Genomic DNA, 15,385 nt, shown 5'->3' on the forward strand with positions numbered 1-15,385 from the left:
TTGCGCACCAAATACCTCGTAAAAACAATGTCTGAACAGAGTAACAAGCCTTCGCCGGAAGCGGCGCGCGCAGCAGTCCCAGCCAGTAATAACAAGCCGCAGCGCGAGCCGCGCAGCGAGTTACGTGCGCCGATGACGCAGACGCCAGAGGGCCGCCTGGAGACCAAGGGCGAGCGCCGGCATGCGGGCGAAGGGCGTGGACAGGCGCAGCGCGCGCCGCGGCCGCAAGGGGAACGCGCGCCGCAAGCGCGGGGCGAGCGCAAGCCGCAAGGCGAGCGCGCCCCGGGCGAGCGCGCACCGCGCGATAACGCCAAGGCGCCGCAGGCACCGCGCGCGCCGCGCGTACAGACGCCGCTGCCGCCGATAACCTATCCCGAAGACTTGCCGGTTTCTAGCCGGCGCGAGGAAATCGCCAAGGCCCTGGTCGAGAACCAGGTCATCATCGTCTCGGGCGAAACCGGTTCCGGTAAAACCACGCAGCTGCCGAAGATCTGCCTGCAGCTGGGCCGCGGCGAGAAGGGCCTGATCGGCCACACCCAGCCGCGCCGTATCGCCGCCTCCTCGACCGCGAAACGCATCGCGCAGGAGATCGGCACGCCGCTGGGCGAACACGTCGGCTTCAAGGTGCGCTTCAACGACACGCTGCAGCCGGGCGCCTCGATCAAGCTGATGACCGACGGTATCCTGCTGGCCGAAACCCAGACCGACCCGCTTCTGAAAGCCTACGACACGATCATCATCGACGAGGCCCACGAACGCAGCCTGAACATCGACTTCCTGCTCGGCTACCTGAAGCAGCTGCTGCCGCGCCGTCCGGACCTGAAGGTGATCATCACCTCGGCGACGATCGACGCCGAACGCTTCGCGCGCCATTTCGCGGCGAAGGACGGCAAGCCGGCGCCGGTGATCGAGGTGTCCGGCCGCCTGTACAAGGTCGAGATCCGCTATCGTCCGGTCGATCGCGATCCTGTGGTCGTGGGCGGCGGCGTCGATAACAAGCCGGCCCCGAAGGCGCAGCAGGCGCGCGAAAAACGCGACCTGATGGATGCCGTGGTCGACGGCGTCGACGAGTTGTGCCGCCTGGGGCAGGGGGACGTGCTGGTGTTCCTGCCGGGTGAACGCGAGATTCGCGACTGCGCCGAAGCGCTGCGCAAGCACCATCCGCCGCACGTCGAGATCCTGCCGCTGTTCGCGCGCCTGTCGGTCGAAGAGCAGGACCGCGTCTTCCGCACGACCAACGCGCGGCGCATCGTGCTGGCCACCAACGTGGCCGAGACTTCGCTGACCGTGCCCGGCATCCGCTACGTGGTCGATGCGGGCCTGGCGCGCGTAAAACGCTACAGCTTCCGCAACAAGGTCGAACAGCTGCAGATCGAGCCGATCGCGCAGTCGGCAGCGAACCAGCGCGCCGGCCGTTGCGGCCGCGTGGCCGATGGCGTCTGCATCCGTTTGTACGAGGAAGAGGATTTCAACCAGCGTCCGAAGTTCACCGACCCGGAGATCCTGCGTTCCTCGCTGGCGGCCGTCATCCTGCGCATGAAGTCGCTGCACCTGACCGACGTCGAGACCTTCCCCTTCATCGAACCGCCGCAGGGCCGCGCGATCGCCGACGGCTACCAGCTGCTGCAGGAAGTGGGGGCAGTGGACGAGACCAACGAGCTGACGCCGCTGGGCCGCAAGCTGGCGAGACTGCCGCTCGACCCGCGCGTGGGCCGCATGATCCTGGCCGCGCTCGACAACCACTGCCTGAGCGAGATGCTGATTATCGCGTCTGCCCTGTCGGTGCAGGACCCGCGCGACCGGCCGATGGAGTTCCAGCAGCAGGCCGACGAAAAACATAAAAAGTTCGCCGACGAGAAGTCCGAGTTCCTCAGCTTTATCAAGATCTGGAATTGGTTCGAGGACGCGATCGAACACAAGAAATCCAATCGCCTGTTGCAGGAAAACTGCCGCGCCAACTTCCTGTCGCAGGTGCGCCTGCGCGAGTGGCGCGACGTGCATTCGCAACTGCTCACCATCGTGCGCGAGCAGGGCTGGCGCCTGAACGAGTCCAGCGCCACCTACGAGCAGCTGCACCTGGCGCTGCTGACGGGTCTTCTCGGGAACATCGGCTTCAAGGCCGAGGACGAGCCGGGCGGCGCCTATCTCGGCACGCGCGGCATCAAATTCCACATCTGGCCGGGCTCCTCGCTGACCAAGAAGCCGGGGCGCTGGATCATGGCGGCCGAACTGGTCGAGACCACGCGCCTGTACGCGCGCTGCATCGCGCAAATCCAGCCCGAGTGGGTGGAGAAGATCGGTGCGCACCTGCTGAAAAAATCCTGGGGCGAGCCGCGCTGGGAAAAGAAACCGGCGCAGGTGTCCTCGCTGGAGCGCGCGACCCTGTACGGCATCGTCGTCTACAGCGGCCGCCGGATTAATCATGCGCTGCATAACCCTTATGAAGCGCGTGAGATATTCATCCGCGACGCGCTGGTGGCGGGCGACTACGAAACGCGCCAGCCCTTCTATGCACACAACCACAAGCTGATCAAGGAGATCGAGAACCTCGAACACAAGTCGCGGCGCCAGGACGTGCTGGTCGACGACCAGCTGATCGCGGCCTTCTACGATGCCGAGATCCCGAAGGACGTGGTGAACGGCGCCGGCTTCGAGAAGTGGTACAAGGATGCGGCGCGCGACAACCCGAAGCTCCTGTTCCTGAACCGCGAAGAGCTGATGCGCCACGAGGCGGCGGGCGTCACGACGGAGCTGTTCCCGAAAACGATGAACGTCACCGGCATCGAGATGGGGCTGTCGTACCACTTCGAGCCGGGCAGCCCGCGCGACGGCGTCACCCTGGCCGTGCCGCTGTTCGCGCTGAACCAGATCCCCCACGAGCGCGCGGCCTGGCTGGTGCCGGGCATGCTGAAGGAGAAAGTGCACCTGATGCTCAAGTCGCTGCCGCAAAAACTGCGCCGCCACTGCGTGCCGCTGCCGGACTACGCGGCACGCTTCGTGGAGCGCATCCATGCGGCCAATGCATTCGGGCGCGGCGATTTGATCGACGTGCTGATCGCGGACGTGCGCGCGGAGACGGGCGTGAACGTGCTGACCGGCGACTTCAAGCTGGAGACCCTGCCGACCCACCTGTTCATGAACTTCAAGGTGATCGACGAGAACGGCCGCCAGCTCGAGATGGGCCGCAACCTGGCCAGCCTGCAGGCGGAACTGGGCAGGCAGGCGCGCGAGAGCTTCCAGAAGATGGCGGAAGCGACGCCGGCGGCAGTAGGCGCGGTGCGCGCGCACGTGGCCACGCCCGCGGCCTGGGGCGGCGGCAAGGGCAAGGCGCCGGTGACGGCGCCTGTGACTCCACCTGCGCAGCAAGGCAAGGGGAAGGGCGCTGCCGCTCCTGCGCCGGCCGCGGCGCCTGCGGTGAGCCAGCACACGGGATTGACCAGCTGGACCTTCGGCGAGCTGCCGGAACTGCTCGAAATCACGCAGGGTAAACTGACCCTGATCGGCTTCCCGGCCCTGGTCGACAAAGGCACGCATTGCGACCTCGAAGTCTTCGATGACCCGAATGTCGCCGCGCGTACCCACCGCGTCGGCCTGCGCCGCCTGTTCGCGCTGCAGTTGAAGGATCAATTGAAATTCGCCGAGAAGAACATCCCCGGCCTGCAGGGCATGGGCATGCAGTTCATGTCGGTCGGCTCGCAGGAAGAGCTGCGCGACCAGATCATCCAGAAGGCGATCGACATCGCCTGCCTGCAGGATCCGCTGCCGACCGACGCCGCATCCTTCAACAAGCGCAAGGACGAGGGCAAGGGCCGTATCGGCCTGCTGATCAACGAGATCGCGCGCCTGGTCGGTTCGATCCTGTCCGAGTTCCACGGCATGCCGAAGCGCCTGAAAGGGCTGCCGCCGGCCGTTGCCGCCGACATGCAGGCGCAACTGGAAGGCCTGGTGCACAAGCGCTTCATCGCCGACAACGAGTACAGCCAGCTGGCCCACTTCCCGCGCTACCTGAAGGCGATGAACGTGCGCCTGGAAAAGCTGCGCGGTAACCCGTCGCGCGATGCGCAATTGATGGCCGAGTGGCAGAACGCCGCCAGCCAGTGGCAGCGTATCTCGAAGCAGCCGGGCAAGCAGAACGACCCGCGCATGACGGAGTTCCGCTGGATGCTGGAAGAGCTGCGCGTCTCGCTGTTCGCGCAGGAGCTGCGCACGCCGATGCCGGTGTCGGCCAAGCGCCTGCAGAAGGTGTGGGAGTCGATGATTCGCTGACGAGCAGGATGGCCACGCATCCTGTACGCTATCCCTGTTCAATAACAATGAAAAGGGAGTCATCGATGGACCTCGACGAAGTCATTGCCAGCTGGGAGCAGGAAGAACAAAGCGTGCGCGCGCGCTTGATGGCGCCCGGCGTCGCGTCAACGGAGCAGGTCCGGTCGCTGTCGGGCATGGAGATGTTCAAGGCCATCTTCGCCGGAGAGTTGCCACCGCCGCCCATCGGCGAGACACTCGACTTCGTGCCGATCCACATGGAACCCGGCGTCGCCATCTTCCAGGGCCGTCCCCAGCTCCGCCACTATAACCCCCTCGGCACCGTGCACGGCGGCTGGTTCGCCACGCTGCTCGATTCGGCCGTGGGCTGCGCCGTGCACACGACGCTCCCTGCGGGCAGGGGCTATACGACGCTGGAACTCAAGGTGAACATGGTGCGCGCCCTGAACAAGGACGTGCCATTTGTCCGCGCCGAGGGCAAGGTGATCCATGCGGGGAAGCAGGTGGCGACCGCGGAGGGACGGATCGTCGGGCCGGATGGGAAGCTGTATGCGCATGCGACGACGACTTGCCTGGTTTTTGGTTGAGAATGCCTGACCCGTACACTGACCGGCCGAGATCTGCCAAGAACGGAACATTCCACATCACGTCATATGCCAACGACTTCTTCAGACAAATTCATCGTTTCCGTTCTTCTGTCCGCTCTGACTGCAGCGGGACAGGCGCAAGGGGTAGATACGCGCTGGCAGCTGTACGTGGCGGACTTGAAGCACGAAGTTAAAGTTGAGGCGACGGTCCGATTTGTTGAAGAACCAATTGCCGAATCGTGCATGGGCGGCACATGGAAGCGTGTGCTGGTCGAGGCGAAAACCACTTTCGATGAGAAGTTTTTTCCGTTGACTGAGCCAATAGCTTATCAACTAGAGAATGGTGAACTCACTCTCGGCCGAACTGCAGTGTGTGACGGCTACTTGCTACTCTCTGGGAAATCCGATGACTCAACTATCCACGGAGACTACGACGCGGTGAGCATCGCTGCAGGTCGAAAGTTGGGCTATTTCACTTTGAAAAGGCTTCCTTAACCTCGTTTCGTCTGCCTTGGAGGCTTACTGAAGTGAGGTAGTCCGGCTCTCTCGTGATTCGGTTTTCTCAACACGTCGAGCGAGATTATTCAAATCGATACGTTTAACGGCGTTGTTGTTCCTGGCAACGGCTTTACCTTCTATCCGATGGGTTCAGAGCCAGAGAACCAAGTGTGAGACTAGACACATCCTCGACGATAGCCGTACGTAAGGCGGGCACGACGCACTGCGCTATCAGCGCGGATAAGTAAAACCAGTCCGAATATCCATCGGCACCAGCCGCCCACCCTCGCGCACCATCAACTTCTGCGGCGGCTCCTCGCCCGCCAGCACGCGCGACGCGACGGGCAAGCCTTCGCCCTTGCGCAGCAGCGGGTCGCAGCGTTCATACACGTTCGGGCAGCCGGTCGCCTTGAGCAGCGCCTGCACCACCGGCACCTTCCACAAATCGACACCACCGGCATTGAACTGGCAGATCAGGTAGCCTTCGACGCCGCCATAGCCGTGCACCAGCAGCCCCGGCAAGCCGTCCTTGTCGCCATCGACCAGCAGCACCAGCGCCTGCGGATCGGCCGCGCGCCAGGCATCGAGACGACGCTCGACGGCGGCCTGTACGCGCCGCTTCATCATCGCGTGGTCGACCGGCTCGTCTTCGCGCAGGGTCCAGACGCGGGCGGCGATCTGCGACTTGGCGTTGTAGGCGGCGCGCGCCAGGAAGCGGCGCGATGAGGACTGCACGATCGCCGTCGCGCCGGGCTTGTTGCGCTCTTGCGGCTTGCCGTCGACCTTCTCGATGGCGGAGAGATAAATCCACGGGTCGCCGGCCAGCAGGCCTTTTTCCTTACCCTGTTTGATGGTGATGATGAGCATGTGCGGCTTTCGTTAACAGGTGCGGGATGATACAGCAAGCCGCACCTGCCTCCGTCGCCGCATGTTCCTCCTTGAACACAGGCCTAGCCGATATTGCTGCCGCGAATATGGCTCAGGTTCTTGTCGTCTCCGCCCGTGCCGGGACTGGGATCGAGGCTGCGGCTCTTGCCCAGTCCCGATCCGGCGCCGGTCCCGGCCGTGCCGCTGCCGGCGCCGACATCGGCGCTGCCGGCATGGCCCGCGCCCAAGCTCGACCCAGTCGCACCCATGCCGCTGCCCATGCCGGCGCCGCCGACCATTCCGCCCGACGTGCCCGGACCCATGCTCGGGGCGCCGCTGCGGTTCGGGTCGGTACCGTAGAAGGTGTGGACCTGGTTGGCCCAGTTCATGTCGCTCATGTCGGGCCAGGCGTCCTTGTTGAAGCCGGGCGCGGTTTTCAGGCGTTCCTTCTCGATATTCAGCACGAAGCGGTGGTTGACGGTATCGAGGTGCAGGGCCTGCCAGGGCACGGCGAACAGTTTCTCGTGCATGCCGAGGAAGCCGCCGAAGGCCAATACGACATAGGCCACCTGGCCGGTGCTCATGTCGAGCATGATTTCCTTGATGTCGCCCAGGTCTTGCTCGAGGCCGTTGACGACGCTGTCGCCGATCAGCGTGTCGGCGCCCATCAGGGCAGGGCCCGCACCGGCGCTGCCGCTGCGTTTGTACATCCCGTACTTGTCGCGATCTGCATAGCTCATCTCGTTCTCCCTTGTCTCCGTTCGCATCGCAAAGCCAGCCATGAGGGTAGGCCGAAGCCTTGCCGCACCCATGATAGGACTCAAACGTGCAGGGGTGCGCGCGCTTGTCACGAGGGCGTCATGGTGGAGCCGCACACTATGCGAACTGGCGCACAGAGCGAGCTCAACAATGTGACTATCCTGATAAGCAATGTTTCGGAGACTACAACATGACCATCACCTCGCGCTGCAACCATCCAGGCCCGCTGGCCAAGCTGATCCCGACCGTGTCGGTTACCTCGCTGCTGGCGCGACTGCTGCGCAAGCGCTGATCCGCACCCGGCCGGTCTGCCAGCGGCCGCTCATGGATTACCTTGGCCCCCCGCCACGCCATACACCTGCCCGGTCGTATAGCTCGACTCGTCCGCCGCCAGCGTGACGAAGGCGAGGGCCAGCTCGGCCGGCTGTCCCGGGCGGCCCAGTGGCGAATCTTCGCCGAACTTCTTCAGGTTCTCCTGCGTCTGCCCGCCCGAGACCTGCAAGGGCGTCCAGACCGGTCCCGGCGCGATCGCATTGACACGGATTCCCTTCTTGCCCAGCTGCTTGGCCAAGGCCTTGGTGAAGGCCACCTCGGCTGCCTTGGTCTGGGCATAGTCGAGCAGGTTGGGCGAGGGGTCATAGGCCTGCACCGAGGCGGTGTTGATGATGCTGCTGCCCGGTTTCATCAGCGGCACGGCCGCCTTGGTGATCCAGAACATCGCATACACATTCGTCTTGAAGGTCCAGTCGAACTGCTCGGTCGTGAGGTCGAGGATGGAGTCGGTCGAATGCTGGCGGCCGGCGTTGTTGACCAGGATGTCGAGCCCGCCGAGCTGGCGCGCCGCCTCGGCAACCAGCTTGCGGCAAAAGGCTTCGTCGCGGATGTCGCCGGGCAGCGCGACCGCCTTGCGGCCGGCATCCTGGATCAGTTTCACCACTTCGCGCGCATCGGCTTCCTCGGCAGGCAAATAGTTGATGGCGACGTCGGCCCCTTCGCGCGCGAAGGCGATGACGGCGGCGCGGCCGATGCCGGAGTCGCCGCCCGTCACCAGCGCCTTGCGTCCGGCCAGGCGCCCGCTGCCGCGGTAGGTGGTTTCGCCATGGTCGGGCCGCGGCGTCATCTTGCCCGCGAGGCCAGGCCAGGGCTGCGACTGGTTCTGGAAGGGCGGACGCGGATAACGCGCCGCCGCTTCGCGGGCGCGTCCGGCGGGCGGCTGTCCCTGGACCGGGTCGCCCGTCTGTGCGGCGGCCGGCAGCGTCGCGGCGGCGGCAAGGCCTGTTGCGACGGTGCCGACGAAGCGGCGGCGCGAGGGTTGGGTGCCGGCGTCCGGCGTCTGTTCGTGCGCATCCATGCATGCTCCTTGATAAGTGGTCGTGTGTAATTGATGGTAGCGAGCTTCGATTTTGCGTGGCATACGGCAGGATTCGCTTGCCGTACGAAGTGAACCGATCGGTTAGACTTGCAGCTTCAGCAATAAGCGGATGGCTGCAGTGAACCGAACAACGAAGATCGCATCCCTGGCCGGCGCCGGCGTCCTGGCCGCCGCCCTGGCCGGGTATTTCATCGCAGGCCAGCGCGAATCGGGCGCACCCGGCCAGCCGGCCATGCTGCTGGCCAAGCCGGCGCCCACCAAACCGTTCTGGGCCGCACGCGTGTCGCCGCTGGCCGGCGACGGCCTGGACGGCGTGCTGGACGGCGCGGCGGCGCAAAGCCGCTTCAGCGATCCCTTCGGCGTGGCCGTCGATGCGCACGGCGTCGTCTACGTGGCCGACGGCGGCGACAGCAACCGCATCCGCCGCATCGATCGCAATGGCACGGTTTCCACCTTCGCCGGCGGAACCGAAGGCTTCGCCGACGGCAAAGGCAGCGCCGCCTCCTTCCATACACCTTCCGCGCTGGCGCTGGACAGCTTCGGCAACCTGTACGTGGCCGACACCGGCAACCACGCAATCCGTAGAATCGCACCGGACGGCAGCGTCACCACGCTGGCGGGCGACGGCCAGCCGGGCGATGCCGACGGCCAGGGCCGCGCCGCGCGCTTCCATGCGCCGGTCGGGCTGGCGGTCGACAAACGCGGCAACGTCTACGTGGCCGACACCTATAACGACCGCATCCGCCGCATCGCGCCCGACGGCGTCGTGACCACCCTGGCCGGCGGCGCGCGGCCCGGCAATGCCGACGGTCCCGCCATCGACGCGGCCTTCGACACGCCGACGGCGATCGCGGTCGACAAGGACGGCGTCCTGTACGTGGCCGATACCGGCAATCACGCGATCCGCCGCATCGGCCCTGACGGCGTAGTGTCGACGCTGGTTGCCCCACTAGAAGGCGAGCGCCAGCCGCTGCTGCGGCGCCCGGCAGGCCTGGCACTGACCCATGACGGCTACCTGTACATCGCCGGCGGCGGCGGACGCATCCTGCAGCTGGCGCCGGGCGGTGAAATCCGTGCCCTCGACGACGCCGACCATCCGCCCGAGTCGAGCTTCGGCGCCGACGGCAAGGTGCATTTGTACGGGCCGCACGGCGTTGCCGTCGAGCGCGACGGCAACCTGCTCGTGGCCGATGCGCTGGCGCTGCGCGTGCTGCGCCTGGCGCCGCCGAAGCAGGGAGAACCGATGCCCGTCATCGCACCCCCGAGCCAGGCGGCACGCAACGCTCCGATGCCCTGGCCGGTGGGACCACAGGACGCGCCGCACGAAGTCGTCGGCCTGATGGGCGAAGTGCGCGGCAGCTACGACGGCGAAAGCCGCGACCATTTCCACGCCGGCCTCGACGTACGCGCCGACATCGGCACGCGCGTGCTGGCGATTTCTCCCTCGAAGATCAGCGACCCGTATGCCAACTGGGGTTTCGGGACGCTCAGCGAAGGCATGGCCGTGGGAGCGCTCTCGTACATCCACATGCGGGTCGGACGCGATAGCCGCGACAAGCCGCTCGATGCGCGCTTCCAGGTAGTGAAAGACCAGCGCGGCAAGCCGGAGCGCGTGCGCGTGCCGCGCGGGACCCGCTTTGCGGTGGGCGACGCGCTCGGCACCATCAACAGCATGGCCCACGTCCACCTGGATTACTACCCGGGCGGCACGTTGGTCAATCCGCTGACCCTGCCTTTCCCCGGCGTGCAGGACAGCATCGCGCCGCGCATCCAGAACGTGGCGCTGTACGACAGCATCGGCCGCCGCCTGGGCGCGAAGAAGGGCCAGCCGGTGCGTATCGAACGCACGCTGGGCGAGGTCTCGATCGTGGCCGACGGCTACGACCAGATGGACGGCAACCTGGCGCGGCGCCGACTTGGCTTGTACAAACTGGGCTACCAGCTGCTGCGGCCGGATGGCAGCGCGCTGCCCGGTTTCGAGCAGCCCCTGATCACGCAGGTCTACGACCGCCTGCCGCGCGAGCGCGAAGCGGTCAAGCTGCTGTATGCGCCGAACAGCGGCATCACGGTGTATGGCAGCAAGGTGACGCGCTTTGCGTATGCGGTGAATAACACGCTGCAGGGCGGGCGCGTGGCGCCGGGGAGCTGGAAGGTGGGAGAGCTGACGCCGGGTGAGTACATCCTGCGGATCTATGCAGCGGATTATGCGGGGCACGTCGCGCTGGAAGGGCGGGACCTGGCGGTCAGGGTGGAGTAGGGGAGTAGGGTGGGCGCCCCGTGCCCACCAGAACGATGGGCAGACGCGGCGCATGCAATTGGTGGGCACGGGGCGCCCACCCTACGCTGCCACGCGTTCAGCGCAGCAGCTTCAACCCCGGCGGCAGCGCTTCGCCCAGCATGCGCGTCTCGCTCGCCTGGTCCAGCTCCACCACCTCGCGCACCATCGCCAGCCAGTGGGCCGGCGCACCGATCGACGCCAGGCGCCGCAGCACCTCGGCGCGCACCGGCTCGCCCACGTCGCGCGAGCGGTCGCCTGTCATACGTGCAATGTGGGTGGCGGCGAAGCCCGCTGGTTCGATCTTCTTCCAGTCCAGCTGCAGGAGCTTACTTAGCCATTCCTCGGCCACGCCCAAAGGCGCGACCTCATGGGCGCTGGCGTGGAAGCTCTGGCGCGCGCCGACTCTCCCGAGCGCCCACAGGTAGCGCGTGTAGGTCGCGAGCGCCTTCGCATCGAGCTTGACGGCGGCGCGCGGAATGGCCTCGATCCGCTCCATCATCCAGTTGCCGATCTCCGCCTTGTAGGCCGAAGGAATGCGCTCGAGCGAGGCGCCCAGGCGCAGCATGTCGTCTTCGCTGGCGTCGACCAGCGTGATCGGGCGCTTGCCGCGCTCCGACGCATCGGCCTGCAGATTGAAGGCGAAGTCGTCGAGCAGGCGCAGCTGCGCTTCGGTATCGAGGCCGCCGGCGACGCGGCGCCACAGTGTCCACCATTCGGCGCGCACCTGCGTGTCCTTGTGATACTGGACGCCGGAGTCGAACATGGCCCACAGCTGCTCGATGCGCCAGCTGTCGAGCGCATCGCCGAAGCCGGGACGCAGGCAAAAACCCGCCAGGTTGAGCCAGGCACGCTCGTGTTCGGGCGACCGGCGCCGGCCCTTGGCGCGCTCCATCAGCGCGTCGAACAGGCGCCGAAGCAGCGGCGTGGCCCAGGCTTCGCGCCTGCCCAGCAGGTGTTCGAGACCGGCGCGCAGCTGGCGCACTTCCTTCGGATCGACCGCCTTCGAGCGGGTGCCGAAGACGCGCTCGATCTTGTCGACCGCGGCATCGAGTTGCGGTGGGAGTTCTTCGACTTCGACGGCTTCTTCTTCGCTTGCCGCGTCGCGCAGTTCGAAGGCCAGCTGCCAGCGTCCGCTGCCGTCTTCGGCCACGCAATGCACTTCCAGCGAACCGACTTCGCTCAGCGAGGCCGCCAGCTGCACCGCGATCTCGCTGCGCGGCGCGGCACCGGGTTGGGCGCGCAGCACGGTCGCGATCGGCGGCAGGCGCACGACGTCCTCGGGCGCCAGGTCGACCAGTTCGCCGGCCTTGACGGCGTGGCCAGCATCGGCCACCGTCGAGACCAGGTGGAAGCGCACCGGCCGCCCCAGGCGCAGCGCGAAGCTGCGCTCATGCAGGCGCACTTCGTGCGCAGCCGGCGTGCCGCGCGGGAGCAGGCAGACGGCACGCAGGCCGTTCGCGGCGCGTTCGCCTTCGAGCAGCAGATAGTAGCTGCGCGCCGCACCGCTTTCGATGCCGGGCGCCGCACCCTGGCGCGCCAGCGAATAGGCGACGCCGCCGCGCGCGACGGCCACGTCCGGATCGACGTTGTGCAGGATGCGCAGGGGCGCGCCGCGCCAGCCTGCCAGGCTTGCGGCCAGGCGCTCGGCCAGCGCCGTGCCGCGGAACACACCACCGTTCAGCAGCAGGGTGTCGGGCACCGGCAGGGTCGCATCGGTGTCGGGCAGGCCGAGCGCCTCGCGCGCCGCGGCCGCATGCTGGCGCAGGAAGCTGGCCAGGTGGCGTGTGACGGCCGGATCGCTCGCATACGGCAGGCCGAATTCGACGATGCCGGCGCGGGCGCGGCGTGCCGGTTCCTGCGCTTCGTTGAGAGGGAAGAAGCCGTCCAGCACCACGCGCTCGATATCTTCGCGGCGCAGCTCGGCCTTGCGGCTGGCACCGATCAGGCGCGAGCCGGCGCCCAGCAGCGTGACCGTCACGCTGTCCGGCGCATCGGTTGCCAGCAGCTGTTCCTTGGCTGCGCGGCAGCGCTCCGTAAGTTGGGCGAGACGAGAGGCGGACAGGCGCTGGCGCGGGGCGCCTTCGCCTGTCCGCTTGCCGTCCTGTTCGGCCATGCGCGCCTCGACCAGGTGCGCCAGGGCCAGGTCCATGTTGTCGCCGCCGAGGATCAGGTGGTTACCCACGCCGATGCGGGTGAGCTTCGGCTCGCCCTCCTCGAGTTCGACTTTCACCAGACTGAAGTCGGTGGTGCCGCCGCCGACGTCGGCTACCAGCACGAGCTTTGTCTCGCTCAGGTCCTCGGCCAGCGTGTCACGGTGGCGGTACAGCCAGTCGTAGAGGGCGGCCTGCGGCTCTTCCAGCAGGCGCAGGCCGGGCAGGCCGGCCAGCTTCGCCGCCTCCAAGGTCAGCGCGCGTGCGCCTTCGTCGAAGGAAGCAGGCACGGTGAGCACGGCCTCCTGCCGCTCCAGCGGATGCTGGGGGAAGCGAATGTTCCAGTTGGCGCGCAGGTGGGCGAGATAGCTGGCGCTGGCGGCCACCGGCGAGACCTTCGGCACTTCGGGCTCGGCGCCCCAGGGAAGAATGGGCGCCATGCGGTCGACGCCCGGATGCGAGAGCCAGCTCTTGGCGCTGGCGACCAGTCGTCCCGGCGTGGCCGCGCCCAGGCTGCGCGCGAGGCGGCCGATGGCGACGCGCTCGACGCCGGCGACGTCGGGCAACTGCCAGGGCAGCTGCAGCTGGCCTGGCCCCAGTTCTTCTTCGGCGAGATGGTAGCGGTTCGAGGGCAGCAGCGGCGCGCCGGCGACTTCGCCGGGCGCCACCAGCTGCTCGATGGAGAACAGTTGGACCTCGGCCGCCCCGGGCTCGGCATAGGCCAGCACCGTGTTGGTGGTGCCGAGGTCGATGCTGACCAGCCAGGGTGTCACGATGCCGAACGAACGTCGAATTCGACCTTCCAGCGCTGGCCGTCACGTGCCACGGCCGCCAGTTCCAGCGTGCCCGCTTCGGTGGCCAGCGCGTGCAGGGTCACCTGCACCACGTCGCCCGGCGTACGGCCATCGGCCGGCAAGGTCGCCTGGATCTCGTTCATTTCCTGCAGCTCGTCCGGACCCCAGAAGTCGAGCACGTCGCCGATCTGGTCCTGGCGCCGCGTGGTGGAGCCGAAGAAGCGGAAGGTGACAGGCTCGCCCACGACCAGGCCGAATTCCTGGCCCGGCAGTTCGAGTTCGGTGCCTTCTTCCATGCCGAAAGGCGCCACGCACAGGGCCTGGATCGGCGGCTCCATGCCGGGGATGGCCGGCATCGAGGATTCGACACCGACGTAGTAGGAACGCGCCGTGCCGCCGCGGATGCGCACGCCGCCGCCGCGCCGCGCGTAGCTGTAGTAGGCCGCGCCGCGCGCCACGGCGAGGTCGAGGTCGGCGCCTTCAAGCATGCGCGCCGGTTCCGCGCCCTCCATGTAGAGCCAGTCGTTGATGGTGTCCATCACGCGCTGGGCCAGGATGTTCGACTTGAAGACGCCGCCGTTGAACAGCACCGCGCTCGGATGCAGGAAGCTGTGTTCCGCGTTGACGCGGCCTTCGAAACCTTCGAGTTCGGCGGTGGCGCCGGCCTGGCGCGCCAGGAAAGCGCTCAAGTGTTTCGTGACCGCCGCATCCTGCGCGTAGGGCAGGCCGATTTGCGTCAGGCCGGCGCGGGTACGTACGGCAGGCCGTGCGCTGGCTTCGACGCGCGGGAAGAAGCCATCGGTGATGAAGCTGGTGACTTCCTCGCGCGTGAGTTCGGTGCGGATCGAACCGCCGATCAGCTTCGAGCCGCGGCTCGGCACGACGATCGGCCAGGTGGTGGCGTCGGCGTCGGCCAGCAGGTGCTCCTTGGCGCCGCGGCAGCCGTAGGTCAGGGCGCGCATCTGCCAGGCATCCAGTTGCGTACCGTTCGCGGCCAGTTTGCGCGCGACCAGGTGCGCGAGGGCCAGGTCCATGTTGTCGCCGCCGAGCAGGATGTGGTCGCCCACGGCCACGCGGTGCGGTTCCAGCTTGCCCTCGCGTTCGAGGATGGCGATCAGCGAGAAGTCGCTGGTGCCGCCGCCCACGTCCACCACCAGCACGATGTCGCCGGCTTTTACTTGCTTGCGCCAGGCGCCGCCACTGCCCTGGATCCAGCTGTAGAGGGCGGCCTGCGGTTCCTCAAGCAGGGTGGCCGAGGTGTAGCCGGCATTCCTCGCCGCTTCCGCGGTCAGTTCGCGCGCGCCCGGATCGAAGGAAGCAGGGATGGTGACGGTGACCTGCTGCTCGTCGAAGGGCGCTTCCGGATGGGCGCTGTCCCAGGCGCGGCGCAGGTGCTGCAGATAGCGCGTGGAAGCTTCCAGTGGCGAGACGCGCGTGACTTCTTCCGGCGCGTCGCTCGGCAGGATGGCGGCGCGGCGATCCACGCTCGGATGCGAGAGCCAGCTCTTGGCGGACGACACCAGGCGGATCGGCGTGGTGGCGCCGCGGCTGCGCGCCATCTCGCCGGCGACCGAGGTCTCGCCGTCCGTATTCCAGGGCAGGGCCAGTTCGCCCGGCGCCAGTTCGTCCGGATGCGGCAGATACAGGAAGGAAGGCAGCAGCGGCAGCGCCTCGACGGTGCCGGGTGCGCTCAGCTGCGGGATCGGCAGCACGCCGTGCGCGGTCTTCTCGCCGTCGCTGGCTTCCAGGTCGACATAGGACAGCGCGCTGTGCGTGGTGCCGAGGTCGATGCCGATGGCGTAACGAGCATTCAC

Annotated in this window: 9 protein-coding genes; 4 read left to right on the forward strand and 5 right to left on the reverse strand. The window is 67.1% G+C overall.

Annotated elements, in window-relative coordinates:
* The first annotated feature begins 27 nt into the window (after positions 1 to 27).
* The 3 genes from hrpA to C2862_RS08390 all read left to right on the forward strand — a co-directional run bounded on the left by hrpA (position 28) and on the right by C2862_RS08390 (position 5,348).
* A complete protein-coding gene (gene hrpA, locus C2862_RS08380; RefSeq protein ID WP_373888249.1) occupies positions 28 to 4,266 on the forward strand; it encodes an ATP-dependent RNA helicase HrpA in 4,239 nt (1,412 codons plus the stop codon).
* A 65-nt stretch (positions 4,267 to 4,331) separates the two neighbouring features.
* Positions 4,332 to 4,853, forward strand: coding sequence for a PaaI family thioesterase (locus tag C2862_RS08385; protein ID WP_136219909.1), 522 nt, complete (start codon positions 4,332 to 4,334; stop codon positions 4,851 to 4,853).
* A gap of 66 nt (positions 4,854 to 4,919) precedes the next feature.
* The gene (locus C2862_RS08390; RefSeq protein WP_136219673.1) at positions 4,920 to 5,348 is read left to right on the forward strand and encodes a hypothetical protein; all 429 of its coding nucleotides are present in this window, start codon (positions 4,920 to 4,922) and stop codon (positions 5,346 to 5,348) included.
* Positions 5,349 to 5,582: 234 nt separating this feature from the next.
* On the opposite strand, the gene C2862_RS08395 is transcribed toward C2862_RS08390, so the two are convergent.
* The 3 genes from C2862_RS08395 to C2862_RS08405 all read right to left on the reverse strand — a co-directional run bounded on the left by C2862_RS08395 (position 5,583) and on the right by C2862_RS08405 (position 8,328).
* A complete protein-coding gene (locus C2862_RS08395; protein WP_136219674.1) occupies positions 5,583 to 6,218 on the reverse strand; it encodes an SAM-dependent methyltransferase in 636 nt (211 codons plus the stop codon).
* Between the two features lie 83 nt (positions 6,219 to 6,301).
* On the reverse strand, positions 6,302 to 6,958 hold the full coding sequence (locus tag C2862_RS08400) for a PRC-barrel domain-containing protein (protein WP_136219675.1): 657 nt from the start codon (positions 6,956 to 6,958) through the stop codon (positions 6,302 to 6,304).
* A 341-nt stretch (positions 6,959 to 7,299) separates the two neighbouring features.
* Complete coding sequence (locus C2862_RS08405; RefSeq protein WP_136219676.1) at positions 7,300 to 8,328, reverse strand: SDR family oxidoreductase; 1,029 nt, start codon at positions 8,326 to 8,328, stop codon at positions 7,300 to 7,302.
* A gap of 130 nt (positions 8,329 to 8,458) precedes the next feature.
* Here C2862_RS08405 and C2862_RS08410 point away from each other — a divergent pair, with 130 nt between their 5' ends.
* The gene (locus C2862_RS08410) at positions 8,459 to 10,606 is read left to right on the forward strand and encodes an NHL repeat-containing protein (protein WP_229467352.1); all 2,148 of its coding nucleotides are present in this window, start codon (positions 8,459 to 8,461) and stop codon (positions 10,604 to 10,606) included.
* Between the two features lie 97 nt (positions 10,607 to 10,703).
* Here the strand turns inward: C2862_RS08410 and C2862_RS08415 are convergent, their stop codons facing one another.
* Both C2862_RS08415 and C2862_RS08420 read right to left on the reverse strand, forming a co-directional pair.
* Positions 10,704 to 13,550 (reverse strand): Hsp70 family protein, encoded by a 2,847-nt coding sequence (locus C2862_RS08415; protein ID WP_136219678.1) that lies wholly within the window; start codon positions 13,548 to 13,550, stop codon positions 10,704 to 10,706.
* Complete coding sequence (locus C2862_RS08420) at positions 13,547 to 15,385, reverse strand: Hsp70 family protein (RefSeq protein WP_229467353.1); 1,839 nt, start codon at positions 15,383 to 15,385, stop codon at positions 13,547 to 13,549. Before C2862_RS08420 ends, C2862_RS08415 begins: the two co-directional genes overlap by 4 nt.

The sequence above is a fragment of the Massilia sp. Mn16-1_5 genome, from assembly GCF_004798585.1.
GTDB lineage: Bacteria > Pseudomonadota > Gammaproteobacteria > Burkholderiales > Burkholderiaceae_D > Telluria.